The following is a 25190-nucleotide window of genomic DNA, read 5'->3' on the forward strand; positions in this document are numbered from 1 at the left end:
ACCGGCTTGAGAGGCGAAGCAGGGGGGAGAGATAAAAAAAACGGCGCCCAAAGGCGCCGCTTTCAATGGTTCAAGACTGATTACAGTACGTGAACGGAGGCGGTGTTGGTGGTACCGCTCGGTACCAGGGCACCGGAAACCATGACGACCACGTCACCCTTCAGACCCATGCCGCTTTGCAGCGCTGCGTCTTTGCCGATGCGATAGAAATCGTCGGTGGAGGCGATGCTGTCAACCACGTGAGCAACCACACCCTTGGTCAGGACCAGCTGGGCAGCAGTCTTCTTGTTGGTGGTGATGGCCAGGATCCAGGCTTTCGGGAAGTACTTGCGAATGGCCTTGGCAGACTTGCCGCCTTCGGTGGCAACCACGATCAGCGGGGCGTCCAGCTTCTCGGAGGTCTCGACCGCACCCTTGCACACGGCTTCGGTGATGCGCAGCTTGTTGCTGTCGTTGGCAGCAGACAGGTTGGACGGCATCACGGCGTCGGTACGCTCGCAGATGGTGGCCATGATGGTCACGGCTTCCAGCGGGTACTTGCCCTTGGCGGACTCGCCGGACAGCATGACGGCGTCGGTGCCATCCAGGATGGCGTTCGCCACGTCACCGGCTTCGGCGCGGGTCGGACGCGGGTTCTTGATCATGGAATCCAGCATCTGGGTGGCGGTGATGACCACTTTACGTGCCTTGTTGCACTTGGTGATGATCATCTTCTGGGCGAAGATCACTTCTTCAACCGGAATTTCCACACCCATGTCGCCACGAGCAACCATGATGCCGTCGGAGACAGCCAGGATGTCGTCGAAGTTGTCCAGGCCTTCCTGGTTTTCGATCTTGGAGATGATCTGGATGGCTTCGCCACCATGGGCCTTCAGGTGCTCACGGATTTCCAGCACGTCTTCTTTCTTGCGGATGAAGGAGGCGGCAACGAAGTCCACGCCCTGCTCGCAACCGAAGATCAGGTCACGCTTGTCTTTCTCGGCCAGGGCCGGCAGCTTGATGGAGACGCCCGGCAGGTTGACGCCCTTGTTCTCGCCCAGATCACCGTTGTTCAGCACCTTGCAGATGACTTCACGTTCGGTGATTTCGATGACGTCCAGACCGATCAGGCCGTCATCCACCAGGATGCGGTTGCCGACGCGCAGGTCGTTGGCAAAGCCGGCGTAGGTCACGGCGACCTTGTCTTTGTTGCCAACCACGGTCTGGTCGGTGGTGAAGGTGAAGGTCTGGCCGGCAACCAGAGAGACATCGTTGCCACCTTCCAGCTTCATGGTACGGATTTCCGGACCCTTGGTATCCAGCAGGATGGCTGCGTGCTTGCCGGTCTCGGCCATCACTTCACGCAGGTTGCGGATACGGGTGCCGTGCTCTTCGTAATCACCGTGAGAGAAGTTCAGGCGCATGACGTTCATGCCGGCGTCGAGCATCTTGCCGAGCATTTCTTTGGATTCGGTCTTGGGACCGATGGTGCAGACGATTTTGGTCTTTTTCATGTCAGTCTTCATGGTTAAGGAGTTTCCGCCGTGCAATATACACCAGTTTTTGGATACTTTTTATGATCCAGAAACAACGTTTTGAGCTAAAAGCGCCTCAATTCACAAGATAACGTTTTCGCTCACAGCTGATTTTAGGGGCTAAAATAATTGATTTTCCGCGAGTGAGGCCATTTGGTTCCCATTTCTGGCCTGCTCGTCGTTGCCATCCCATGTTGTTAAATGACAAACAAGAGGGAGGCCTCCGGCGAGGGGGGCAGGGCCCCTTTCCCCTCTGGCCGTCACCCAGTGTAGTCACTGGGCGGCCACTGCGCGGGGCTGGCATCGGGTCGCGACCAGGCGCGTCGCCCGGGCAGGCGACGCGCCTGTTGCACAGGCTTAGCCGAAGAACCAGTAACCGCGGTTGACCAGACGGGTCAGCAGTTGCAGGAAGCCGGCCTGATCGGCGAGGTCCACCATGTCGGCCTGGGTGATGATGTCCTTGTCGCACAAGAGCGAAATGGCGGCCGCATCCTCGCTTGGCAGGGTCCAGGCCTCGCCATCGATGTAGCAGGTACGGCTCTCGCCGCTGAACCAGACCGAGCGCAGACCCGGCACCTTGATGGCGGGCTCGCCCTGGGTCAGCAGATCGGCAATCTCTTCGGCACTGTAGTCTGGCTCCATGGGGCTCACGTCCAGGTCGTGCTTGGCCTCGGAAATCATGGTGCCGAACCACTCCTTGAACAGGGTCTCGTCATCGAGGGCCTGCTGCATCAGCTCCCGCAGGCGATGCAGCTCAAAGGGCTGGATCTCGCCGTGACGAACGCGTGGCTTGAGGTCCGGATCGCCGTAACGCTCGGTGCGCAGGTCGTTGTCGATCAGGTGATCGGCAAACGAAGAGATGAGCGCCTTGGCATCCGGTGCCCGGAAGCCCACGGAGAAGTTCAGGGAGGGCTCGATGGCGTAGCCCTCGTGGGGGAATCCAGGCGGGATGTAGAGGATGTCGCCCGGCTCCATGATGGCGTCGATGATCGCCTCGAACGGCTCGCAGTGCAGCAGGGCTGCGTGGGCGGCAAATTCGTTCAAGGGCTTGGCATCGCCGACACGCCAGTGACGCTTGCCCTGGCCCTGGGTGATGAAGACGTCGTAGTTGTCGATGTGGGGGCCGACCCCGCCATGGGGGGTGGAGAAGCTCACCATCACATCGTCAAAGCGCCAGCCCGGGATGAACTGGAACGGCAACGCCAGCTCGTGCACCTCGGGGGCCCAGTGGTTGCAGGCCTGCACCAGCACGGTCCAGTTCTCTTCCCCCAGGTGATCGTAAGACTCGAAGGGGCCGTGAGCGGCTTCCCATTTGCCGTCGAAGCGGGTCACCAGGCGGGATTCGATGACGTCCTCCATGGCCAGGCCCGCCAGTTCGTCCGGGCTGATGGGATCCTGAAAGTCGGTGAAGCCGCCCTTGATGAGGAGGGGGCGTTTCTGCCAGTAATGCTCGAGGAAGTGGGCAATATCCAGATTGAGTTCGTACATAGGTCTTCTCGTCAAAAGGTCAGACAAAGTTAGAGAGGTCTTGCCCAAGGGGGGCGCCGGCCTTGGGCAAGGCCTCTATGGCAAAACAGGTGGCGGTCAAAAATAACAGGGGCCCTGTGGCTGTCGTGCCCAGGGCCCCGCATTCATCCTGCCGGCTTATTTCAGCAGATCGACCAGACGCTGGGCCTGACCGAGGTAGTTGGCCGGAGTCAGCTTCTTCAGTTCGACCTTGACGGCCTCGGGCAGTTCCAGAGTGTCGATAAAGGTGCGCATGCCTTCGGCATCCACGCGGCGGCCACGGGTCAGCTCTTTGAGCTTCTCGTAGGGCTTCTCGATGCCGTAGCGGCGCATCACGGTCTGGATGGGCTCGGCCAGCACTTCCCAGTTGGCGTCCAGATCGGCGGCCATGGCGTCCGCGTTCGCTTCCAGCTTGGAGATGCCCTTGAGGGTCGCCTGATAGGCAATCAGGGAGTAACCCACGGCCACACCCAGGTTGCGCAGCACGGTCGAGTCGGTCAGATCACGCTGCCAGCGGGAGATCGGCAGCTTGCTCGCCAGGTGCTGGAACACGGCGTTGGCCAGACCCAGATTGCCTTCGGAGTTCTCGAAGTCGATGGGGTTGACCTTGTGCGGCATGGTGGAGGAGCCGATTTCACCCGCCACTGTGCGCTGCTTGAAGTGACCCAGGGAGATGTAACCCCACACGTCCCTGTCAAAATCGATGAGGATGGTGTTGAAGCGGGCCATGGCGTCGAACAGCTCGGCGATGTAGTCGTGGGGTTCGATCTGGGTGGTGTAGGGGTTCCAGTTCAGGCCCAGAGAGGTGACGAACTCCTCGGAGAACTGGTGCCAGTCCACTTCAGGGTAAGCGCTCACGTGGGCGTTGTAGTTGCCCACGGCGCCGTTGATCTTGCCGAGGATCTCCACCGCCATGATCTGCTTGTACTGGCGCTCCAGGCGATAGGCGACGTTGGCCATCTCCTTGCCCATGGTGCTCGGGGTCGCCGGCTGGCCGTGGGTGCGTGACAGCAGCGGCATGTCGCGGTACTCAACGGCCAGGCGCTTGAGCTCGGAAATCAGCTTCTCGCAATAAGGCTTGATGACCTCGTCGCGGGCGGTTTTCAGCATCAGGCCGTGGGAGTTGTTGTTGATGTCTTCCGAGGTGCAGGCGAAGTGGATGAACTCGCTGACGGCGGCCAGCTCGGGGTTCACTTCCACTTTCTCTTTCAGGAAGTACTCCACCGCTTTCACATCATGGTTGGTGGTGCGCTCGATCTGCTTGATGCGCGCGGCGTCCGCTTCGTTGAAGTTCAGGACTATGCCGTCCAGCACGGCATTGGCGGCCGCACTCAGGGCAGGGACTTCCGGGATCCCGGCGTGGCTGGCCAGTTTTTGCAACCAGCGCACCTCGACTTCGACGCGAAAACGCAGCAGACCGAATTCGGAGAAGATGGGACGCAGGGCATCGGCCTTGTCGCCATAACGACCGTCAATCGGGGAAACAGCAGTCAGCGCGGACAGCTCCATGGGGTGAACTCCTGATGATTGGTGTGGGGGATTCTCATCAACTCGCGCTCCTGTTGCGAGGCCGTTATCAAGGCTCATGTGCTGCTCGGCATCCTCATTTATCGACATAAACTCCGGTACCTGTGCTGCTCTTCACCTTGCTTCCGGCCTTTCACTACTAAGCTCGAGCCGATTCTTAGAAACGTTTGGCCAGTTCCACCATCTTCTTGCGAGCGAAGATGATCTGGGTACGGCTGCCGCCAAGCTGGCGCCACAGCACGGCGGCGCGGATGCCGGCCAGCAGCAGGGCGCGCACCTTGTGCTGCACCAGGGGCTGCTGCAGGAACAGCGGGGTGCCCGCCACCTGGATGCGCGGCCCTATGGGGCTGATGAGATCGCTGTAGATGCTCGCCATGTTGGCCAGGATCTGCTCGTCGAGCAGATCGAAATGCTGTTGCTGGCGGGCGATCTGTCCGATCCGCTCCCCCAGCATGTTGAGAATGTCCTTGCGCTTGGCCAGCTTGCGCTCCAGCGCAATCAGGCTCACCACGTAGCGGGTCAGCTCGGCGTTCTTCTGGCTGCCGTCGGCCCCCAGCTGCTCCACCAGGGCGCGGTAACCGTCGCGGATGGCGAGGTGGCTGCCGAACACTTCCAGCGGCTGCTTGGGATTGGTCACCAGCACGCTTTGCAGGCTCTCGCGCAGGGAGGCCTCGTCGCAGTTGCCGTCACGGGCCACTTTCTGCACCAGATAGGCCGCCTGGCAGATGCCGGCGAAAGCCATTGTTCTGTCTTGGAATTTGTCGCTCACGTCTGCTGCCTTCTGTTAAGGATTCAAACCGGATGGCTGAAACGCTGTTCTATGATGCCGCCGCCCAGGCACACTTCCCCGTCATAGAAGACGGCGGACTGGCCCGGGGTCACCGCAGCCTGTTTCTCGTCGAAGATGACCCGTATGGTCTCATCGTCGATGGGCTGGATGAGGCAGGGGATGTCCTGCTGGCGGTAGCGGGTCTTGACGGTGCAGCGACGCGGCGCCCGGATCGGGGTGCGATCCACCCAGTGCAGCTGGCTCGCGATCAGGCCATCGGAGTAGAGGCGGGGATGTTCCCCTTGCGCCACCACCAGGGTATTGCGCTCCACCTCCTTGTCCACCACGTACCAGGCCTCTTCGGTCGCATCCTTCATGCCGCCGATGCCGAGCCCCTTGCGCTGGCCCAGGGTGTGATACATCAGCCCCTGGTGCTCGCCGATCACCTTGCCATCCACGGTTTCGATGGGGCCGGGCTGGGCGGGCAGGAACTTGGCCAGGAAGTCCTTGAACTTGCGCTCGCCGATGAAGCAGATACCGGTGGAATCCTTCTTCTTGGCGGTGATGAGATCCAGCTGCTCGGCGATGCGGCGCACCTCGGGTTTTTCCAGATCCCCGACCGGGAACAGGCTCTGACCCACCTGGGCTTCGCTCAGGGTGTAGAGGAAGTAGCTCTGATCCTTGTTGGTGTCCAGACCACGGAGCAGACGCAGGCGGCCCGTGCTGTCGTCACGGCGCACATAGTGGCCGGTGGCGATGTAGGTGGCACCCAGCTCTTCTGCGGCAAATTCGAGGAACGCCTTGAACTTGATCTCCTTGTTGCACAGGATATCCGGGTTCGGCGTGCGCCCTGCCTTGTACTCTTCCAGGAAGTGCTCGAACACGTTGTCCCAGTACTCGGCGGCGAAGTTGATGGTGTGCAGCTTCATGCCCAGCTTGTCGCAGACGGCCTTGGCATCAGCCAAATCCTGGGAGGCGGAGCAGTACTCGTCCGTGTCGTCTTCTTCCCAGTTCTTCATGAACAAGCCTTCGACCTGATAACCCTGCTGCTGGAGCAGGTAGGCCGAGACGGAAGAATCCACGCCGCCGGACATGCCGACGATCACCTTGATTTGGCTGTTGTCTGTCATTAGTCGAAGTTACCAGTTCGTTTAAACGGGGCGTATTCTACCAGAGTTTTGCGCCCCCGGTCACATCTCCCTGCCGTCGTTCCCCTCGGGAGCCTGGCGGCGGGAAATCGTTTTTCCGTCGTTTGCCAAGATGGGCAAAAAACGGCTTCAGTTGGCCTCATATAAAGGCTTTGAGCGCCGACAGCGGCAGGCGGGTGCCAGCCAGGTAGTCCTGGATACACTGCCACACCAGGGGGCTGCGCAGGGCGGGCTTGCACTCGGCTATCTCTTCCAGGGTGAGCCAGTGGCAGGCCAGCACATCGCCGTCGGGATCCTCTGGATGGTGCTGACCCGGCGCCTTTTCAAGGTCGAAGATGACGGCGGTGCGCACAAAGGTGGCCTCGCTGTCCGCCGGTTTGAACAGATAGACCCCGAGCCAGGCGCTGGGGGGGGCGGTCAGCCCCGTCTCCTCTTTGAGCTCGCGGCAGGCCGCTTCAAGCAGGTTTTCCCCCGGCTCCACGTGGCCGGCGGGCTGGTTGAAGCGGCGCAGCCCCTTGATCTCCTCTTCCACCAGCAAGAAACGGCCCTGCCAGTGCACCAGGGCGGCCACCGTCAAACGGGCGGGCAGGGGCGGGTGTTCGATCATGATAACTCCTTGTCGCTGGGGTGACGGGCGGGTCTGCGGGCCGTGCCCCGGCCGCTGCTGCGGGGCTTGCTCTCCCCCGCCGTGGGTGATTTGGATTTGCCCGTGCCGCGCGGTTTATCGTTTCGCTGGGACTGGTTCCCCAGGCTCGGCGCCTTGCTTGCCGGTTTGGCTGCGTTGCCACTGGTTCGGTGTGATGACGGCTGGCGCCTGGCCTGTGCCAGCTCGGGGGCGGGCAGGCTTTGGCTCTCGCCGGGGGCGAGCCCATCGAGGGTCCAGTCACCGATGGCGTAGCGAATGAGGCGCAGGGTGGGGTGGCCGATATGGGCCGTCATGCGCCGCACCTGACGGTTGCGCCCCTCGATGATTGTGATCTCCAGCCAGCTGGTGGGGATCTCCTTGCGCATCCGTATGGGCGGATTGCGCGGCCACACATCGGGCTCAGCCATGATCCGCGCCCCGGCGGGCAGCGTCATGCCGTCGTTGAGTTCCACCCCGGCGCGCAGACTCGCCAGCTTCTCCTCGCTTGGAATGCCCTCCACCTGTACCCAGTAGGTCTTGGGGGTCTTCTCCCCCGGCTGGGTGAGGCGCGCCTGCAGCTTGCCGTCGTTGGTGAGCAGCAAGAGCCCCTCGCTGTCACGATCCAGCCGGCCTGCGGCATAGATGCCGGGCTCCCGGATGTAGTCCTTGAGAGTCTCGCGCCCCGCCTCGTCGGTGAACTGGCAGAGCACCATGTAGGGCTTGTTCAGCAGCAAGAGCCTGCGATCTGCCGGTGCCACCTCTGGTTTTTGCCCCGCCACTCTGGCGTCGCCCGCCTGCCGGGTGCCAGCCCGTGAGCGTGCAAGGCCGGGCTTGTGAGCCTCATCCTGTGCGGGGCGGCCAGCGGCACTGGTGCGGCCGGAAAGGGAGAGGCGGGGACGGGCAGGTTTCATCGCGTGCATACCAAAAACAGGGGATGCCGGAGTGTATCACGGCGGCGCTCGCCATGGGTCATCGGGGATGAGCGCACCCGGGTAGCCCGGCGCCTCTCAGCCGAGCAGGCTGTCGATGACGATGGCCTGGCGGGCGGGGGCCGAGCTTGCGTGTAAGAGCGCCGTGCTGACCACCTCGTCCATCAGGGCGCGAGCCAGTCGGGTGAGGGGGCGCAGCTGCTCGGGGGCGAGCCCGGCCGGAATGGCCAGCAAGATGATGGTCTGCACAGGCCCGAGCGCCGATCCCCAGGGGAGGGGATCATCGCAGCTAAGCAGCGAGAGGCTTGGCCTGGCGATGGCGGGGCAGATCACATGGGGCATGGCGAGGCCCGGCCTGATGATGGTGGCGGCGAGTCGCTCCCGATCTGCTATGGCTTGCTCCAGCGCGGATCTGTCGCGCACCCGCTCCGCTGGCAGCAGATCCACCAGCACCTGCAACGCCAGCGCCTTGTCGAGGGGGGCCGAGCTGTGGCCGAGCTGGGCGAGGGAAAAACCGTAGTCGGGCAGGGCGGCGGCCAGACGTTGCTCGGCCCGGGCCGAGGTAGCGGGGCGCCCCAGTGGCTGGCCCAGCTCCACGCACCAGCAGGTGAAGGCTATGTGGGCGAGCTCGGCATCCAGCCCTTCGATCAGCAACTGGCAGATATCTCCGGGCTGAGTGGCCAGGGTGAGCAGGGCGAGCTGGCTGGTCGCCTCCGCCCGCTGGCGACGGCTGATGTTGATGAAGAGGATCTGGGACTTGAACAGCCCGGCCAGTCGACAGAGCTGCTTGGCCTGGGTGATGGTCAAGCCCTGGTGGCAGCAGAAGGTGAGCTCGCGGCGCAGCATTCAGGCGCCGGGGGTGCTGGCTTTGAGCACGGCGGAGGCGTCCAGCAGCACGGACTCCAGGGATACCTGGCGCACATTGCAGCCGAGGAAGCGCTCCTTCTGCTCTATCTCGATGTCGGAGGCAATGAGCACCAGATCCGCGCTGGCGATCTCCCTGGCGGTCAGCACGTTCTCCAGCCCCATGGCGCCCTGGGTCTCCACCTTGATCTTGAGCCCCAGCTTGTCGGCAGCTTTTTGCAGCGCCTCGGCGGCCATGTAGGTGTGGGCTATGCCGGTGGGGCAGGCGGTGACGGCGAGGATCTTCATGGGCTCTCGAAGCGAATTGAGGTGGGGCAACAAGATAGCGCCAAGGGGCGGTTTTTGCCAAAGGTGCGGGGTGAAAGTGGGATCTTGGCGGCGCTCTGGTGCCGCTTTGCACAAGGCATGGCCCCGTTTGAGTGTGGGGTTGTGCGGGTAAAAAAACGGCCCGCCAGAGGGCGAGCCGAATACATATCAGGATATAAAGCGGATGATGGCCATCAGGCGGACTGGGTAGCCAGCTCGGCGGCGCGCAGTTCCCGTTTGATGCGGCGGATCTTGCGCTCCTCGGCGACCGCCACGCAGGCCATCAGCACCAGACAGGCGGCGGCGGCCATGTCCAGCGCCGCGAAGGTGCCGGTCCAGCCGGTCAGGCCGAAGATGGGGGTACCGTCGGCTATCATGCCCAGGCCCAGCTTGGCGAAGCTGTCACCGATGAGGTAGGCAAAGGTGCCCTTGACGCCATCGGCCACGCTGATGCCCTGCTTGGGCACGAAACCCACGGCGGCCACGCCGATCAGCAATTGCGGACCGAACACCAGGAAGCCCAGCAGGAACAGGGAGCCCAGGAACATGAACTGGGTGGTGGCATGCTGGTAGAGCCCCAGGGTGGCGATGATGAGCGCCAGTGCCACGCAGGCCACCAGACCACGGCGACCGTTTGCCAGATCCGAGAGGTAGCCCCACATCAGGGTGCCGACCAGGGCGCCCACTTCGAAGAAGGTAAAGCCCTGGATGGCGACTTCCTTGGAGAAGCCGAGCTCCTGGTGGGCGTAGACGGTGGACCACTGGTCGATGCCGATGCGCACTACGTAGAGGAAGATGTTGGCAAAGCAGAGCAGCCAGATCACCTTGTTCATCAGCACGTACTTCACGAAGATCTGCCACTTGGTCAGTTTCTGCTCTTCGGTGGCGATGTCCTCTTCGCTGGCGACTTCGTCAAACAGCTCTTCCACCTTGCCCAGACCATAGGCCTCCGGCGAGTCGCTGCCAAAACGCAGGCCGATAAAGCCGACAATGAGCGCAATGATGGAGGGGAAGATGAACATGCCGAGCACGTTGCCATCGAACAGGTAGTTGGCACCGAACAGCGCCACACCGGCCGCCCCGGCGCCGCCCACGTTGTGGGAGAGGTTCCACATGCCGAGGTAGGTGCCGCGCTTGTTGCGGGGGGTCCACTTGGTGATGGTGGAGTAGCTGCAGGAGCCACCACAGCTCTGGAAGAAGCCGCTCAGGGCATAGAAGAAGATCATGAAGTAGAGGCTGAACCCCGTGCCCCCCATGCTGGCACTGAAGCCCAGCATGCAGAGGGCGGAGAGGATCAGCATCAGCGGCAGGAACTGCTTGGTGTTCTTGCCGTCGGCATAGTAGGAGACGACCGTCTTGCCCACCCCGTAGGTGATGGAGAAGCCAAGGCCTATCATGCCGAGCTCGGTCATGGAGAGACCGTACTCCTGGATCATGTCGTTCTGGGCGATGTTGAAGTTCTTGCGGATCAGATACATGGTCAGATAGCCAATAAATACAACCAGATAAGATTGCATGAATGGCTTGAACCAGAGCTTGCGCCGGGCTTCGACCGGCAGGTCCAGAGTGGGGATCCGGACCTGTTCGAGCAGTTTAAACATCTTCGTTCATCCTCTGCGAGATAGACGCTATTCCCGCCGCGCTCCTCATTTGTGTATTGAACTCGTTCAATCTGTTATGGGAGGTCACGCCACGGGAAGGGCGACAGGAAGAGGGCGAACTGCAGAGCGCTCCCCTGTCGATTGAACCCATGCCCGGCCCTGGCACCTGCGCTGGGGTCGGGTAACTACATCAGGTAGGTCGACTGTAAAGAGGCGGGATGTAGATGGCGTGAGAGCCATCCCTAGGACACGTAGGAAAATTTCCTAGTTTGGCGGCTTGTGGCCCTGAAGCGTGAAGGGGATCACAGAGTCTGCTCACGCGCCCGGGGTGGCGCGGCGCCGCAGGGGGGGGAGCCATCAGGCTCGCAAACCGGTGGCAAGGGGACGCGCACAAACAAGCAGGCCACCCGGGGGTGGCCTGCTGTCATCTCAAGTACGTGGGGTAAACAAGGGTCAGGCTGCCTTGGCCAGCGCCACCTGGTCGGTTTTCTTCACCCGCAGTTTTTTCAGGGCAACCGCCACCACGCCGGTAACGATGGCGCCGCAGATCATGCAGAGCAGGGCCAGCAGCGGCTTGTTGACCGCACCCAGCAGGGCCACGATGGGGCCACCGTGGGCGACGCTGTTGGTGATGCCAAACAGGAAGGCCATCACGGCGGCGGTCATGCTGCCCAGCACGTTGGCGGGGATGACCGCCAGCGGATCCCGGGCGGCGAACGGAATCGCCCCCTCGGAGATCCCCACCAGACCCATGGCGCCGGCAGCCTTGCCCGCTTCGATTTCGGTGGCGTCGAAGATGCCGAGCTTGCGACCGAGCACGGTAGCCAGCGACATGCCAAGGGGGGCGGCCGGAATGGCGCAGGCCATGGCACCCATGAACTGGGTCTGGCCGGAGGCGATCATGCCCACCGAGAACAGGAAGGCCACCTTGTTGACCGGGCCGCCCATGTCAAAGCCGGCCATGCCCCCCAGCACGATCCCCAACAGCACCAGGCTGCCACCGCTCATGGAGAGCAGCATGGCGTTCAGACCCGTCATCATGTCGGCAATGGGGGCGCCGATGATGAAGATGAAGACCGCAGCGATAAACAGGGAACCGACGATGGGGGCGATCAGGATCGGCACCAGCGGCTGTACCATCTTGTGGTAGTGGCGGGTCGCAATCCAGCGCACCAGATAACCGACCAACAGGCCTGCGATGATGGCACCGATAAAGCCGGTACCGGCGTCGGCGCCGTAGAAGCTGCCGTTGTTGGCGATCCAGCCGCCGATAAAGCCCGGTGCCAGTGCCGGACGATCACCGATGGCGTAGGCGATGTAGCCCGCCAGAATGGGGATCATCAGGGTGAAGGCGGCGACACCCACGTTGAGGATCTGGTTCCACATGCTCCCTGCCGGGATCTGCATACCGCTTGGGGTAGGATCACCGCCGATGGCCAGTGCCAGGGCGATCAGCAGACCCCCGGTGACCACAAACGGGATCATGTGGGAGACGCCGTTCATCAGATAACGGTAAAGATCCGAGCTGCCGCCTGAGCTCTTCTCCTCGCTCTTGCGCTCATCCTTGTCCGCCACGTAGGCGGGGGCCTTCAGCGCCTGCTCAATCAGCCCCTTGCCATCCTTGATGGGGGCCTTCACGCCGGTCTTGATGAGCGGCTTGCCGTTGAAGCGGGCCATGTCCACCTGCTTGTCACAGGCCACCACGATGGCGCTGGCGCGGGCGATCTCGGCCGCCGTCGGGCTGTTCTTGACACCGATGGAGCCGTTGGTCTCCACCTTCACCTCAAAGCCCAGCTCCTTGGCGGCGCGCTCCAGGGATTCTGCCGCCAGATAGGTGTGGGCGATACCGGCCGGGCAGCCGGTGACGCCGATGATCAGCCCCTTGTCGGCGGCCGGGGTGGCCACTTGCGGTTCTTTCTTCTCGAGCAGTAGGGCCAGCGCCTCGGCCGGGCTCTTGGCTGCCAGCAGGGCATCGATAAAGCCCTCTTCGATCAGCTTGGCGGAGAGCTCGGCCAGCACCTCGATATGGTGGTTGGCACCACCCGCCGGGGAGGCAATCATGAAGAACAGCCGGGAGGGCTTGCCATCCTCGGCGCCGTAGTCGATGCCGGCACGGCTGATGCCGATGGCCACCGCCGGGGTGCTCACTGCCGCACTCTTGGCGTGGGGCAGGGCAACGCCCTCTTCAAAGCCGGTGTTGTCCAGCTCTTCCCGGGCCCACAGGTCCTTGATGAACTGCTGCTCGTCGCTGACCTTGCCTTGCGCCGCGAGCAGACGGGTCATTTCGGTGAAGACCTCCTCCTTGCGCGTGGCCTTTAAATCGAGCGCGATCAGTTGCTCGTTGATAAGGGTGGTGATCATGGCGTTCTCCCTGCTCCCTTGATGGAGCCTGTTGGCATCGCTTCCCGGGTTTAGTTGACCACGATAGGTTCTACCCCGGGACATGCAGACAAATTTGACCCTCCTAGTATGGTGGGGGCACGCCATTCCCCCTATGGGACAAAACTGCGAAATACTGGATTTTTGTGCGCTATAGACTTGAGTGTGACCCCGATCTCACAGCAGACCAGCTGATTAAATAGGTCTGAACTGAATCGAGTAATGAATTCTTGTAGTTAAAAATCAATTGGTTGAAGGTGTTCTTACCGATATTTTTCATCCATTGAGCTAGTCCTCACCTGAGCGAGGGGAGCTGCATTCCTGTAAATTTGTGAGGTACGAAGAGGCTTCTAGATGTGAGCCAACGCACGTAAATGGCGGTCATGGGGAGGTTGAGAGGAGAAGCAAGCGAGGGGAAAGGTGGAGAAAAGTCGTTAGCCATCGGGTGGCAGCCATTATGGATGGTGGCTGGAGGTGGATTAAAAGTAGGTCGGCGGTTCACCGACATAGCGTGACAGCCCAAGAGAGAAATACATGCAATCCTCCCCCCCCGGAATGCGCCTATATCCCAGCCTCTCGTAGTAGTGATGGCCGATATCCGCATGCAGAAAAGTAGCGACAGTATTTGGAGCGTTCAGGAGCATTTCTGTCACGCCGCACAGCAGCTGGGAGCCAAACCCCTTTCCTCTCATCGCGGGATCCGTTGCCAGGGAGCCGATACCAAAACAACCCTGGCCGAGGCCAAATAGGTCGCTATAGACGATAAGGGAAGAGACCGGCTTTTCATCGACAACCAATACATACCAAACACCGGACTGGTATTTCTTGCTGTTTTGACAACCAGCAAGAAATTCATCTCGGGACAGACCCTCACCCCAAACATCGAAGCCCATAAGATAGATGATATCCAGTTCATGTCTGCAGGCTGTTCTTATCTGCATCTTATAATCACCTATCTCATGTATATAAAAGTTGAGGCTCTGTATGGAGATGGTATTCACCTGACAATTGCCCACAAAAGGGAGTGGTCATACGGTGACTCCAGATAACACGGTAGGGGTACCGTTTTGTTATGCAGTTTGAGGCCGGTGTCAGGCGATAACTAGATCTGTACATCTCTAAAATCATTCCTTATACATGTTTTTTTGTGCAGAGAGTCATCGTGGTTTCTGACACTGATTATCCATCAATGCGATAAAAATCAGATGCTTAACCTATGGTTTTGAAGCCACACCTCAAATACAAGCTCTTTGCGGGAATGTTGTTTGAAAGGACGTTTAAATCTAACCAGTCAATACTGTCAGTTTCTTGGAAAAATCGGAATGCTGATTCTAATACACTCGGTTAAGTGTCGCTCCGATTAGAACTGTAGGTTCGATTAGCGCAGCGTAATCGGACTTTCGCGAAGACATATTCAAGACCTTCACCTTTTCATCAGACTAAGCTACCGCCCCTGGATCTCAGCCTCCAACTTGCTGCTTTTCATCTGCGATTGACCTGAAATGGCGTGATAGATCTGTGTCATGGATGCGACTCCACAAAGGCATTGGTAGCCAAGTGGAACATCTTAATCAAAGCGGTGCGGTAGTAACACAGGGAGCCGATAAAAACCGGCTCGGGATCAACAAATGGCTTGTTCAGGGGGGCGGCCAGCGCGGAATTGGCGGGGCTGACTTGAGTTACCGCAGAGGCGCCAGCCACTTTGTGACATGGCGCTAGGAACAGGGCTCAATACTCGAGAAAGGTCTCGCCGCAGCGTTCGCAGATCAAGTGCTTTACATGGGTGGTCTGGTAGGCCAGGGTCGAGCCAAATGCCCAGTTAGTGATCGTGCTTGCGCGAAAGGCTTGCCAGAAGGCCTTGCGCGGCTCTTTGGGCATCACGTCCTGGCTGTGGTCGCGAGGGACCAGCACCACTATATGGCGGGTGCGCTCGCCGCAGCGGTCGCAACGATGGATTTCGCACGGTTCGCTCAAGGTTGTCATACTGGCGTCGCTCTCGAGGTGGGGGGCGCCCATCATAATCTTTTCCACTTGGCTCTCAACTCCCCGTTCAGGGGCTGTGTCACGGCCTAACCGACTTGGGTGGCGTCGGGTTCAACGATTCGGCCCACCCGGCAGTATTGGGGGAGTTAAAGCCGGGATGCTATACCGGGGAATGGATATTTTAGTCCTGCTCATTCCCAAGCATCAATAGAACCACCCGGTTCTGAACGACACGCCGGTGATGACAAACAGGATGGAGATAATCGTCACCGGGATGATATGCCAGGCCATGGTGGTGAGGTTTTTCTCGGACAGATGGGGGATGACTCTAAACCGTGCACTCATGGCGAAGCAGAGCGTCAAGGTCAGCAGCGACAGTTTCAACAGGATCGGGTGGGAGAGGGGATTGGAAAAGTCCAGCCACTGGCTGACATCCGGCAGCATTCGATAGGCCAGAAACAGGCCCGTTATCACCTGGATGATCAGTGCCGGCATGCCGATCTTTTCGTAAACCGACTCAAACTCCAGCAACCTGGCGGGTGAGCGTTCTCTCAATACCTTTGGCAGTACGACCACCGACAGCACTATGTGTCCCCCCGTCCAGATGGTGGCCGCCAGTATATGTAACAACAGTGCCAATCCGTACATCGTCTACCTCAGCTATCTAGTGCCAATAAATCGAGCCATTGATACCGAACATATGGTGACCCTGCGGCACTCTTCGAGCCGTGGCGCCCCCCATGGACATTCCCTCGCCATGGCTGGCGATGAGGTAAACATGTTAACCAATGGCATGATTTTGCAAAACGCCATACTGGATAAATCCTGTTCAAGATCAATAAATTCCCCGAGACAAGGGCCCTTGGTTGCGAGGGGCGCGGACGGCGTCTGCACCGGGATGCCTTATCGATGGCAAGTGCAATCCTCTTTGTGACAAGGGACGGGGGGCTGGCGGGGCAGCAGAGGAGGGCAAGCGCGCCAAGCCGATCGTGCCGGGCTCAGGGCTGCCCTGGGGACAGTATGCCCATGCTGGCCAATACCCGGGCGGCGTTCTCCTCGCACGACATCTCGTCGGGGTTGGGCTCCTCCGGCGGGAGCAGGCCTGCAACGGCAGCTTGTTCTGACGCAGTCGAGCCTCCCGTGCCTCGATATCGCTCACCTTGCTGAGCAGGCTTCTGGATTCGTAGAAACGGATGGCTGATGTCGCCATCTCTGTCTGGCCCTGTGTTCTCATGGGATGGCAGATGTCACCTATTCACATGCCCGATGAGGTCAGAGGCTTTGTCTGTCTGGAACCCCGGAGTCACGCAGCCAATGCCCACCACCTGGCCGGTCACCCCGGCTTGCGCCTGCTCGGCCGAGGGGATCGCATGAGCCTTGGTATGACACTCAGCCTGCGCCCGGCGCCATGAGTCCTGATTGGCAATGACAGGGGCCCGAAAGGGCCTCATTCATTGGCGTACGCCGGGGGCGGCGATGGACCAGGGGCGGATTGCCTGGTTTCATCGCGGTTTTCTTAACCCAGCCTGTCTTCGCCGTGGCTTTCGGTGGACGGCAAAATGCCCCGTTGTTCTACTCCCCGCCAGGTTCAAACAGCCGTAGCGACAGGCGGCCCCGGCTCACTCTGGGCGAGTCGGACAAGGGAATGGTTTAGGGAGAAATGGGTAATGGCATTGGGCAAGTTTTTGATAGCAGGATTGGCAGCCCTGGCGCTGTTGGGGTGTGGCGGCGATGACGATGAGGGTTCAACGGGGGAGGGTTCCTCCCTCGCCTCGCTGCAGATAAGTCCCAAGGAGGCCAGGTTTCCCGTCGGCGTCGAGCAGCAGTTCCAGGCGCAGGCGACCTGGGATGATGGTGCTGTGCAGGACGTGACCCGTCATCCTGACATCGTCTGGACCAGCAGCGACACCGCCGTGGTCACCGTGGATGAGCAGGGCCTCGCCACCGGGGTTGGCCCGGGCACGGCCACCATTACCACGACGGGCACTGTCAATGGTGAATCTCACAGCGCCACCGCCAGGGTGGAGGTGATCGATGCCTATGTGACCGAGCTGCAACTGACCCCGACCATGGCCAGAGTACCGGTGGGATTGAGTCAGACCTTCGTGGCCATCGCCACCTTCTCCGACGGCCAGTCGCGAGACGTGACCAACGCAGCAGGCCTGCAGTGGCGCAGCAGTGACGAGGGCAGCGCCCTGGTCAGCAACGACGCCGGCAAGAAGGGCGTCGCCACCGGGGTAGCAGTCGGGGAGCCGAACATTGAGGCCAGTGGCACCCTCAACGACGCGTCCTTCCAGGCTTCTGTCCCGCTGGCGGTGACGGATGCCGTGATCACCGGGCTGGATATCCATACGCCGGAGGATCCGTTACCCATGGGATTGAGCGCGCAGGTGCACGCATTTGCCGCCCTGTCCGATGGCAGTGACCCCATCGAGGTGACCGGACATGACGCCTTGACCTGGAGCAGCAGCGATCCGGCGGTGGCGAGTATCAGCGAGACCGGGCTGGTCACCGGGCTGACACCGGGGAGTGTCACCATAGGAGTGAGCGGCATGGTGAACGGAGTTTCTCTCGAGGCGACCGAGTCGCTCAGGGTGAGCTCGGCCGCCGTCATCGGGATCGAGGTGCAATTGATGGGGGGTGACATTGCGGTCGGTCTGCAAACACAGGTTGCCGCCACGGCCTATCTCACCGATGGGACCTCGTTCGATGTCACCGACAACCCCCTCATTCAGTGGCAAAGCAACCAACCCGGGATTGCGAGCGTCAGCAACCAGGCGGGGAGCAAGGGGCTGGTGACCGGCCTGGCGGTGGGAACTGCCACCATCATGGCGAATGGCACGCTCGACGGTGCAGCCTTCACCGATTCGGCTCCGGTGACGGTATCATCCGCCGTGGTGACCAGCCTGGACGTGACGCCACCGGATGCCTCCGTGATGGTGGGGGACAAGGTGCAGTATCAGGCCATGGCCACCCTCTCCGATGGCAGCAACCAGGATGTGACGGACGACGAGGCCACCTTCTGGTCCTCCGATGCGTCTGCCGTCGCGCCCATCAGCAATGCCTCTGGTAGCCGGGGGGAGGCGATCGGTCTGAGCGAGGGGATGGCGCTCATTACCGCCAATCTGGGCGGTGTCACCAGCACGTCGGCGCAGCTCACCGTGATGCCGATGGCCCCTGAGGCCCCCATCGTCATCGAACCGCGGCAAAACCAGATAGCCTCGTTGCAACTGAGCCCGGAGGCGTTCGCATTCTGGAATGCGACCTCCATCAACTCCCCCGAGGGGCAGGCGGCGCTGAAAGATCTGACCGGGCGGGTCTATGGCCAGTTTCAGGACCAGTTCGACTTTATCACCGTGCTGATGAACAACGAGGCGAAGCCCCTGGGTATGCCCACCGGCGAGTTCACCCACATCAAGAACGACGTCTCTGGTATCGGGCTCTCTATGTTTGATAACACGGCGGTGTTTCACTCGGACGGCAAGCTGCAGGGCATTTCCTTCTTGTACAAGAAGCAGTATCTGTCGACCTCCACCTACGGGCCCATCCTGCATGAGATGACCCATCGCTGGGCAAACTGGGTGGTGCCGACCAGCTATCCTGGCCACTGGGGAAACGAGCTTGGGATCAAGGGGCAGTTGAACGATGTGAGTGCGAATTACGCCGATATCGAGCTCTACCTGATGGGGTTGATGGACGCCTCCGAGATGACGGATCCCGCCAGTCTCTATGCCTATGCCCTGATCCCGGCCGACCAGAAACCCAGGGTGCCGAGCGCCGTTAACTCGCGGAAGACGTTCCGTGTTCTGCTGCTGATCCTGTCTGATCGGCCACTCACCGCCACCGAGATCCAGAACTACAACAACGGGGCCACCCTGCTGGCCAGGACAGACAATCCATCCCAGCAAGGCACCAACTTCCACAAGATGACCCGAGGCAGAGGCACCCTGGTGGTGAGCGGACTCGATACCCTGGTCAAGCCGACCCCCTGATCCTGCGGCGCATAGACCAGACAAGCCAGCCTGGCTGAGCAGTCACCACGACCTATCCGGCGCCCACCATTGGCGCCGGATTGCTTATGGGGATGGCAAGGCGTGGTGCAGGGGCGGTGAGCTCGCAACCGCATCTCCTGCCACGGCAAAAAGGGGCCTCGGGGCCCCTTATGTTCAGCACGGCTAATTCAGCCTCGTCAGGCTACCTTGCTGCTGCCTTCCAGGGTGCGGGCCAGCAATCCATCTGGATTGTGGATAGCATCCTTCGTTTTGACATCGATGATGTCGATATTGGCGAAGCGATCCCGGTGCTTGATGGCCACGTCATGGGCCAGGATGACGCAGCGGGCGTTGGCCACGTCCTTTGCCGTGATGCGGTTGATGATGCCGTTGGCGCCCTGGGTCTCCACTTTCAGCTTGATCCCCGCCTTGGCGGCCGCCTTTTGCAGGCTCTTGGCGGCGAGGAAGGTATGGGCGACGCCGGAGGGGCAGGCGGTGATGGCGAGTACGTCAGCTTCTCCTTCTGCTTCGATGGCCTCATAGCCGCCATCCGGGGTGGTGACCTCTTCCTCGTCGGTCACCGGCTTTTTCAGCAGGTTGACGACAAGGGCCGTGGTCAGGGCACCGAGGATGGTGCCGAGGATATAGCCCATCTTGCCTTCCACCACCGGCAGTACTATCCAGCCGCCCCAAGGGGCGTGGTTGATGCTGTGCATCATGAAGCCGGTGACGTTGCCGACGATGCCGCCCGCGACGATGGCCGGGATGACGCGCACCGGATCGGCGGCGGCAAAGGGAATGGCCCCCTCGCTGATGCCGATCATGCCCATGATGGCGGCCGCCTTGCCTGCTTCACGCTCCTCCTTCTTGTAGCGCTTGGGCGAGAGCAGGGTCGCCAGCGCCATGCCGAGCGGCGGCACGCAGATGGCGATGCCGACACCCCCCATCAGCCAGGGTTGGGTGTTGACCTGGGTCTGGGCGAACAGGGTGGCGACCTTGTTGATGGGGCCGCCCATGTCAAAGGCGGTCATGCCGCCGAGGATGGCGCCCAGCATCACCTTGCCGGAGCCCGCCATGCTGGAGAGCCAGTGGTTCATCCCCTCCATCATGGCGGCGATGGGCGCCCCGATGACCCACATGACGATGCCGCACACCAGGAAGGTGCCGATCAGCGGGTAGATGAAGATGGAGCCGAGCGAACTCATGGAGTCCGGCAGCTTGATGCGTTTGAGCTGATTGACGATGAGGCCGGCGATAAAGCCCACCAGGATGGCGCCGAGAAAGCCAGTGTGGAACTGCTGCACCGCAATCCAGGAGCCGATCATGCCGGGGGCCAGGCCCGGTTTGTCCGCCATGGAGTAGGCGATATAGCCACCGAGCACGGCGGTAAACAGGGTCAGCCCCGCGATCCCCATGTCGGCCATGTCCTTGAGTACCCCGGCCTCGGGTACGGCACCCTTGCCGCTCATCATCACCGAGAGTGACAGCAAGACGCCCCCCGCGACGATGAAGGGGATCATGTGGGAGGTGCCGAACAGCAGGTGCTGCTTGAGGGTATTGAGCTGGCCCTTGAGGCTGCGATCGACCGGCTCTGACGGCTGGGGTTGAACTTTTGTCTGTGGTCGGAGGCTGGTCGGAGGCGCCGCCGCCAGCAGCTTGAGCACCTCTGCCTTGCTGGTGGCAGCCTGCATTCCGGCAATGAAGCCGGGCTCCAGCAGCTTGGTGGAGAGCTCGGCCAGCACCTCGATATGGTGGTTGGCGCCCCCTGCCGGGGAGGCAATCATGAAGAACAGCCTGGAGGGCAAGCCATCTTCGGCGCCGTAGTCGATGCCCTGACGGCTGATGCCGATGACGATGGCGGGCTGCAGCACCGCCTCGCTCTTGGCGTGGGGCAGGGCAACTCCCTGTTCAAACCCTGTGTTGTCGAGGTTTTCTCGCGCCCAGAGGTCGCGCACGAATTGATCCTGATTGGCTATCTTGCCGCTGGCCTTGAGCCGGGCAGCCAGCTCCACAAAGAGCCCCTGTTTGTCATTGGCCGCTATGTCAAGGCAGATCAGTCCTTCGTCTATCAAGGAGGTGAGCATAGGTGTCTCCTGGCTCCTTCTTGGAGCCGTTGTGATGAGTAACAATTGACCCGCCTATTGTTTCGCCCTTACCCCCGGGTCGAAATCGGACATATGTGCCCTTTACTGGATTTTTGTGTCGCCCACCTCATCCTGTGACCCCGTTCGCATTTTGATATCGTCTTTCCAGAACGGAGGATTATTTTTTATTTCTTTTTAAAACAGATGGTTGATTTGTTTTTTGACGATCTTATCAGAAGGTGGCGGCGACATGCCGACCCAAAGTCAGGCGAGAGGATTGGAGATTTGTGCGCCATGGCCGCGCCCTGAAATGTGAGCCATCCGGCAAAAGTGTGGCCCGGGAGCGGTTGTGCACCGGCAAGGCGGAGTTGAGCGGAGGGCGTGAAAAAATATGTGCATAACCAGATGGCCTCGAAAAGGGCGGCGGAAAGGTCGGGTGTTATGAATTCAAGTAATTGATAATTAAGCTAAATGTGTGTTTTTGTCGCGCCTGTTCTGGAGGGTTTAATATGGTCTCACAAGAGGCTTTTTGCTGTTTTATAGATTGGCTTTTGCATAATAAATCGTTTATTTAGTTGGACAATCGGGGAATAATTGGTGTCCAATCGAATAGAGCAGGTTGGCCAACAGCGCCGTCAGCCAGTGTGTAACCCGAGATACAAGGAGACATCCTGATGGAAAAACTTGACCAAGAAATCGACACCATGCGCCAGGAATTCGAGTCACAAGGGCAAAAACAGGCCCATGACAAATGGCAAGCCAGGGTCGATGAACTGCAGCGGGAACGCTCGGAAGCTCCCCAGCCGGAAGCGGCAGAACACTAGCCCCCGACGGCCGTGATGGCCATCGGTTGAGCAGATAATGAAAAACCACCGCCCTGACTCAGGGCGGTGGTTTTTTTCAAGGCCGCTATCGGCCTTCCTCATTCCTTGACTGCGGCCAGCGACACCTGAGGGCAAGGGATCAGGCAGGGCTCGACTGCGGTTGTCGCCACATGCGGTACATGGTGTGGCAGTTGACGAACAGGAAGCTCAGCTCAATCAGGCTGCCGCCGATGGAGCCGATCAAGATGTTGTGGCTGGTCCAGCACAGGCCACCCGCCAGCATGCTGAGTCGCAGCGTGATGCCCTGGGCCCGAAACAGTCCCCAGGTGCCGATGGTGGTACCTATGATGGGCAGCCACTGTACCGCGCTGGTGATCCCGGGAATGCCGAGCCCCCAGACCAGAAGCAGGAACAACAGCATCACCCAGGGGCTGCGGGTGTACCCAGAGGCGGTGGTGCGAATGCAACTGAGGCCTGCACTGAGGGCCGCGGTGCCGGCCCCCATCAGGAAGAAGTGGAGGGCGATGGCCGCCTGATAGAGGCAGAGCCGCAACCGAAAGCGCCCGTCATCCCGTTGCCGGAAGGCGCTGATCCCGACCAGCATGGCGGCGAGGCCGATGCCCTGTGCCAGAGGTTGTTGCTGGAACAGCGTCCAGAGCGGCATCAGTCCGCCGAGATCCAGGCTCACAGGCCACCCCGGCGCAGGAACCGTGTTCGCACCCAGCGTTCATTGCGCGGGCTAAGAATTGGCTGCGCCTTGGGAAGCTGGGCGGTGAGCGGGACTGATGGAGTCAAGGGATCATGCATGGGGAAGCCTTCGAAGCGAGGGCCATCAGAAGATGGCCCTCGTCTATTCACGATGTTGCTGATGATGTCTTAGCAGCGGTTGCCAGCACGGGCGACCCGGCCATCGGCCAGCAGCTGGTAGCTGCCGGTGGCGGCGGGGATAAAGGCGGATTGCCCTTTCTCCAGGCGCAGTGACTGCTTACCTTGCTGAAGGATGACGGTGCCATCGATGGCAAACAGGATCTCGGCGCTGGCGGTGGTGAGTGCATGCTCACCAGCCGGGTAGACGCTGAAGGTGAAGTCCGGTACGGGGACGTCGTAGTGCTGCACGGCGCCTTCCATGCGGGGACTGAGCAGGATCTGGTCGTCCGGCTTGGCCAGGCAGCGGGTGCAGTCCAGCAGCTCGGCCACGTCTATGTACTTGGGGGTCAGCCCGGCGCGTAGCACGTTGTCGGAGTTGGCCATGATCTCGAGGCCGGTGCCGCGCACATAGGCGTGGGGGGTGCAGGCATCCAGATACATGGCCTGACCCGGCTGCAGGGTCACCACGTTCAGCAAGAGCGGCGAGAAGAGGCCCACATCCCCCGGATACTGGGCGGCCAGACTGGTGACGAGGGCAAAGGTCTCCTCGTCCTGATGGGCGGCGGCATAGGCCAGCAGACCCGCCAGGGCGTCTTCCTTGCGTGGCCCGGTCAGGATCAGCAACTGGTGGAAGAAGTGTTGCAAGCCCGCTTCGTTCTGATTGGCGGCAAGGTCCGCGACCAGATCGGCGATGGTCGCCAGCTTGACCCGCTCGAACAGCGCCAGGATGGCGGGAATGGCGCGAAAGCCGTTCATCGCCTGATAGGGGGTGAGGGCAAACACCAGCTCCGGCTTGTGGTTGGGGTCCTTGTAGTTGCGATTGCTCGCCTTGATATCGATGCCGGCGGCCTCTTCCCTGGCAAAACCGGCTTCAGCCTGGGCCTTGCTTGGGTGCACCTGGATGGAGAGGGCATTTTCGGCGCACAGCACCTTGAACAGGAAGGGCAGGCTGCCGAAGCGGGCCTGGGTGGCGTCCCCCAACACGGTGGCGGGGGCGCTGTTTATCAGGGTCGAGAGTTTCTGCACATCCCCCGCCAGCACCACCTCGGAGCAGCCGTTGGGGTGGGCCCCCATCCAGAGTTCCGCCTGGGGTTTGCCAGTTGGATTGGGGATGCCAAACAGGGTGGTCAGGGCGTCATGGCTGCCCCAGTCGTAGCCTTGAATCGGATTTTGCATCAACAAAAAGGAGGGCAGATCGCGACTGCTCATAAGGGACGCCTCATTTGGTGTGAAGAAAGTCGGGTGAAGAAAAGGGTGGAATTGACGGTCCGGCCCGGACTATAACATGGGCGGCCTTTGCCGCCGCAATCGCTTGCCTCTCTCTTGATCGGGATCATCATGTCACTCATCTTCAGCCAGCTGCTCGACGGCGCTCTCCACGACCAAGTTCCCTTCGAGCAGATCTGGTTCGCCCAGGATCAGGGGGTGCCCCCCGGCTTCAGCTATCAGGTCAACTTCCCGCGCCTCGAGCTGGTGTTCAGCGGTGAGTACCTCAACCAGATCTGGGACAGGGAGTCGGGTTGCCAGGAGGTCAGCGTGTTGCCGGGGCAGGCGCTCTACATCCCCCCCAACGGCTGGAACAAGCCGCTCTGGACCACGGACTGCTCTGTGCTGAGCCTGCTGTTTGGCAAGCGTCAGCTCGGTTTCAGCCTGGTGAGCAAACGGCGGGAGGACCCGGATTTCTTCGACGTGCAAAAGCACAGCATCATGGCCCGGGCCGGTCATGTGAACGAACACATACTGGCGGCCCTCAACGTGCTGGTGGAAGATCAGGGCCGCTCCCCCACCGACAACCACCTGTTGCAGGCGCTGCTCACCAGCGCCCGTCAACTGCTGACGGAGTCCGCCTTCGAGCGGCCGCGAGGGGCTGAGCTGTTTCACGGCATCTGCATCTATATCCAGGAGAATTTTCACCGCCCCATCAGCCGTGATTCCATTGCCCACCGCTTCAACGTCTCGGCGAGCCACCTCTCCCACCTGTTTCGCGAGCAGGGCCACATGCGCCTGGCGGACTACATCAGCTGGGTACGCATCGATAGGGCCAAGTTCATGCTGAAAAAATACCGCTTCCGTCTCGAAGAGGTGGCGAGCCGCTGTGGTTACATGGATGTGAACTATTTCTGCCGGGTGTTCAAGCAGAAGACCGGGCTCACCCCCTCCCAGTACCGCGCCCTGAGCCAGCCCCAGGGGCAAAGCGAGAGCCTGACGCCATGACAAAGGCTGGCGCCATGCCTCGATGGCAATGGCAGGATCCTCATCCCGGGGGGAGAGG

At 60.9% G+C, this 25190-nt stretch carries 20 protein-coding genes; 3 read left to right on the plus strand and 17 right to left on the minus strand.

Annotation, left to right across the window (positions count from 1 at the left end):
* Positions 1-80: 80 nt before the first annotated feature.
* The 14 genes from pykF to KI797_RS06320 all read right to left on the minus strand — a co-directional run bounded on the left by pykF (position 81) and on the right by KI797_RS06320 (position 15781).
* Complete coding sequence (gene pykF / locus KI797_RS06255) at positions 81-1493, minus strand: pyruvate kinase PykF (protein WP_041205351.1); 1413 nt, start codon at positions 1491-1493, stop codon at positions 81-83.
* A 378-nt stretch (positions 1494-1871) separates the two neighbouring features.
* Complete coding sequence (locus KI797_RS06260) at positions 1872-3002, minus strand: ribosomal protein uL16 3-hydroxylase (protein ID WP_042649666.1); 1131 nt, start codon at positions 3000-3002, stop codon at positions 1872-1874.
* Between the two features lie 156 nt (positions 3003-3158).
* Complete coding sequence (gene purB, locus KI797_RS06265) at positions 3159-4529, minus strand: adenylosuccinate lyase (RefSeq protein ID WP_226172056.1); 1371 nt, start codon at positions 4527-4529, stop codon at positions 3159-3161.
* Between the two features lie 175 nt (positions 4530-4704).
* Entirely contained in the window at positions 4705-5316 is a 612-nt protein-coding gene (gene hflD / locus KI797_RS06270) for a high frequency lysogenization protein HflD (RefSeq protein ID WP_042649668.1), read from the minus strand.
* 23 nt (positions 5317-5339) lie between these two features.
* On the minus strand, positions 5340-6446 hold the full coding sequence (gene mnmA / locus KI797_RS06275) for a tRNA 2-thiouridine(34) synthase MnmA (RefSeq protein ID WP_226172059.1): 1107 nt from the start codon (positions 6444-6446) through the stop codon (positions 5340-5342).
* A gap of 157 nt (positions 6447-6603) precedes the next feature.
* Positions 6604-7071, minus strand: a complete 468-nt coding sequence (locus tag KI797_RS06280; RefSeq protein ID WP_214006140.1) for an NUDIX hydrolase — start codon at positions 7069-7071, stop codon at positions 6604-6606.
* Positions 7068-8000 carry a pseudouridine synthase gene (locus KI797_RS06285; RefSeq protein ID WP_226172061.1) on the minus strand — a complete coding sequence of 311 codons (933 nt, stop codon included), beginning with the start codon at positions 7998-8000 and terminating at the stop codon, positions 7068-7070. The genes KI797_RS06280 and KI797_RS06285 overlap by 4 nt, the downstream gene beginning before the upstream one ends.
* Before the next feature lie 96 nt (positions 8001-8096).
* Complete coding sequence (locus tag KI797_RS06290; RefSeq protein ID WP_226172063.1) at positions 8097-8864, minus strand: PTS sugar transporter subunit IIA; 768 nt, start codon at positions 8862-8864, stop codon at positions 8097-8099.
* Complete coding sequence (locus tag KI797_RS06295; RefSeq protein ID WP_042650703.1) at positions 8865-9170, minus strand: PTS fructose transporter subunit IIB; 306 nt, start codon at positions 9168-9170, stop codon at positions 8865-8867.
* 212 nt (positions 9171-9382) lie between these two features.
* On the minus strand, positions 9383-10789 hold the full coding sequence (uhpT, locus tag KI797_RS06300; protein ID WP_005328717.1) for a hexose-6-phosphate:phosphate antiporter: 1407 nt from the start codon (positions 10787-10789) through the stop codon (positions 9383-9385).
* A 453-nt stretch (positions 10790-11242) separates the two neighbouring features.
* Complete coding sequence (locus KI797_RS06305) at positions 11243-13150, minus strand: PTS fructose transporter subunit IIABC (RefSeq protein ID WP_226172066.1); 1908 nt, start codon at positions 13148-13150, stop codon at positions 11243-11245.
* 497 nt (positions 13151-13647) lie between these two features.
* Entirely contained in the window at positions 13648-14109 is a 462-nt protein-coding gene (locus KI797_RS06310; protein WP_226172068.1) for a GNAT family N-acetyltransferase, read from the minus strand.
* Positions 14110-14896: 787 nt separating this feature from the next.
* Positions 14897-15151: a hypothetical protein gene (locus KI797_RS06315; protein ID WP_041206859.1), complete on the minus strand. Its 255-nt coding sequence runs from the start codon at positions 15149-15151 to the stop codon at positions 14897-14899.
* Positions 15152-15355: 204 nt separating this feature from the next.
* A complete protein-coding gene (locus KI797_RS06320) occupies positions 15356-15781 on the minus strand; it encodes a CopD family protein (protein ID WP_226172071.1) in 426 nt (141 codons plus the stop codon).
* A 1037-nt stretch (positions 15782-16818) separates the two neighbouring features.
* Here KI797_RS06320 and KI797_RS06325 point away from each other — a divergent pair.
* A complete protein-coding gene (locus tag KI797_RS06325) occupies positions 16819-19143 on the plus strand; it encodes an Ig-like domain-containing protein (RefSeq protein ID WP_041205355.1) in 2325 nt (774 codons plus the stop codon).
* A gap of 197 nt (positions 19144-19340) precedes the next feature.
* Here the strand turns inward: KI797_RS06325 and KI797_RS06330 are convergent, their stop codons facing one another.
* A complete protein-coding gene (locus KI797_RS06330) occupies positions 19341-21227 on the minus strand; it encodes a PTS fructose transporter subunit EIIC (protein WP_005328918.1) in 1887 nt (628 codons plus the stop codon).
* Between the two features lie 674 nt (positions 21228-21901).
* Here KI797_RS06330 and KI797_RS06335 point away from each other — a divergent pair.
* Complete coding sequence (locus KI797_RS06335) at positions 21902-22051, plus strand: hypothetical protein (RefSeq protein WP_005328920.1); 150 nt, start codon at positions 21902-21904, stop codon at positions 22049-22051.
* Positions 22052-22190: 139 nt separating this feature from the next.
* On the opposite strand, the gene KI797_RS06340 is transcribed toward KI797_RS06335, so the two are convergent.
* Both KI797_RS06340 and manA read right to left on the minus strand, forming a co-directional pair.
* The gene (locus tag KI797_RS06340) at positions 22191-22739 is read right to left on the minus strand and encodes a YgjV family protein (protein WP_005328921.1); all 549 of its coding nucleotides are present in this window, start codon (positions 22737-22739) and stop codon (positions 22191-22193) included.
* Positions 22740-22927: 188 nt separating this feature from the next.
* On the minus strand, positions 22928-24127 hold the full coding sequence (gene manA, locus KI797_RS06345; protein ID WP_226172073.1) for a mannose-6-phosphate isomerase, class I: 1200 nt from the start codon (positions 24125-24127) through the stop codon (positions 22928-22930).
* 129 nt (positions 24128-24256) lie between these two features.
* On the opposite strand from manA, the gene KI797_RS06350 reads away from it, so the two are divergent.
* Complete coding sequence (locus KI797_RS06350; protein ID WP_041205357.1) at positions 24257-25132, plus strand: helix-turn-helix transcriptional regulator; 876 nt, start codon at positions 24257-24259, stop codon at positions 25130-25132.
* Positions 25133-25190: the final 58 nt, after the last annotated feature.

Source organism: Aeromonas media (assembly GCF_020423125.1).
Taxonomy (GTDB): domain Bacteria; phylum Pseudomonadota; class Gammaproteobacteria; order Enterobacterales; family Aeromonadaceae; genus Aeromonas; species Aeromonas media.

Coding starts and splice junctions, on each gene's coding strand:
- KI797_RS06335 (WP_005328920.1), top strand. CDS start 21,902: ATGGAAAAACTTGACCAAGAAATCGACACCATGCGCCAGGAATTCGAG.
- KI797_RS06305 (WP_226172066.1), bottom strand. CDS start 13,150: ATGATCACCACCCTTATCAACGAGCAACTGATCGCGCTCGATTTAAAG.
- KI797_RS06330 (WP_005328918.1), bottom strand. CDS start 21,227: ATGCTCACCTCCTTGATAGACGAAGGACTGATCTGCCTTGACATAGCG.
- purB (WP_226172056.1), bottom strand. CDS start 4,529: ATGGAGCTGTCCGCGCTGACTGCTGTTTCCCCGATTGACGGTCGTTAT.
- manA (WP_226172073.1), bottom strand. CDS start 24,127: ATGAGCAGTCGCGATCTGCCCTCCTTTTTGTTGATGCAAAATCCGATT.
- KI797_RS06315 (WP_041206859.1), bottom strand. CDS start 15,151: ATGACAACCTTGAGCGAACCGTGCGAAATCCATCGTTGCGACCGCTGC.
- KI797_RS06290 (WP_226172063.1), bottom strand. CDS start 8,864: ATGCTGCGCCGCGAGCTCACCTTCTGCTGCCACCAGGGCTTGACCATC.
- KI797_RS06260 (WP_042649666.1), bottom strand. CDS start 3,002: ATGTACGAACTCAATCTGGATATTGCCCACTTCCTCGAGCATTACTGG.
- pykF (WP_041205351.1), bottom strand. CDS start 1,493: ATGAAAAAGACCAAAATCGTCTGCACCATCGGTCCCAAGACCGAATCC.
- mnmA (WP_226172059.1), bottom strand. CDS start 6,446: ATGACAGACAACAGCCAAATCAAGGTGATCGTCGGCATGTCCGGCGGC.
- KI797_RS06310 (WP_226172068.1), bottom strand. CDS start 14,109: ATGCAGATAAGAACAGCCTGCAGACATGAACTGGATATCATCTATCTT.
- KI797_RS06325 (WP_041205355.1), top strand. CDS start 16,819: ATGGCATTGGGCAAGTTTTTGATAGCAGGATTGGCAGCCCTGGCGCTG.
- KI797_RS06350 (WP_041205357.1), top strand. CDS start 24,257: ATGTCACTCATCTTCAGCCAGCTGCTCGACGGCGCTCTCCACGACCAA.
- KI797_RS06280 (WP_214006140.1), bottom strand. CDS start 7,071: ATGATCGAACACCCGCCCCTGCCCGCCCGTTTGACGGTGGCCGCCCTG.
- KI797_RS06285 (WP_226172061.1), bottom strand. CDS start 8,000: ATGAAACCTGCCCGTCCCCGCCTCTCCCTTTCCGGCCGCACCAGTGCC.
- uhpT (WP_005328717.1), bottom strand. CDS start 10,789: ATGTTTAAACTGCTCGAACAGGTCCGGATCCCCACTCTGGACCTGCCG.
- KI797_RS06295 (WP_042650703.1), bottom strand. CDS start 9,170: ATGAAGATCCTCGCCGTCACCGCCTGCCCCACCGGCATAGCCCACACC.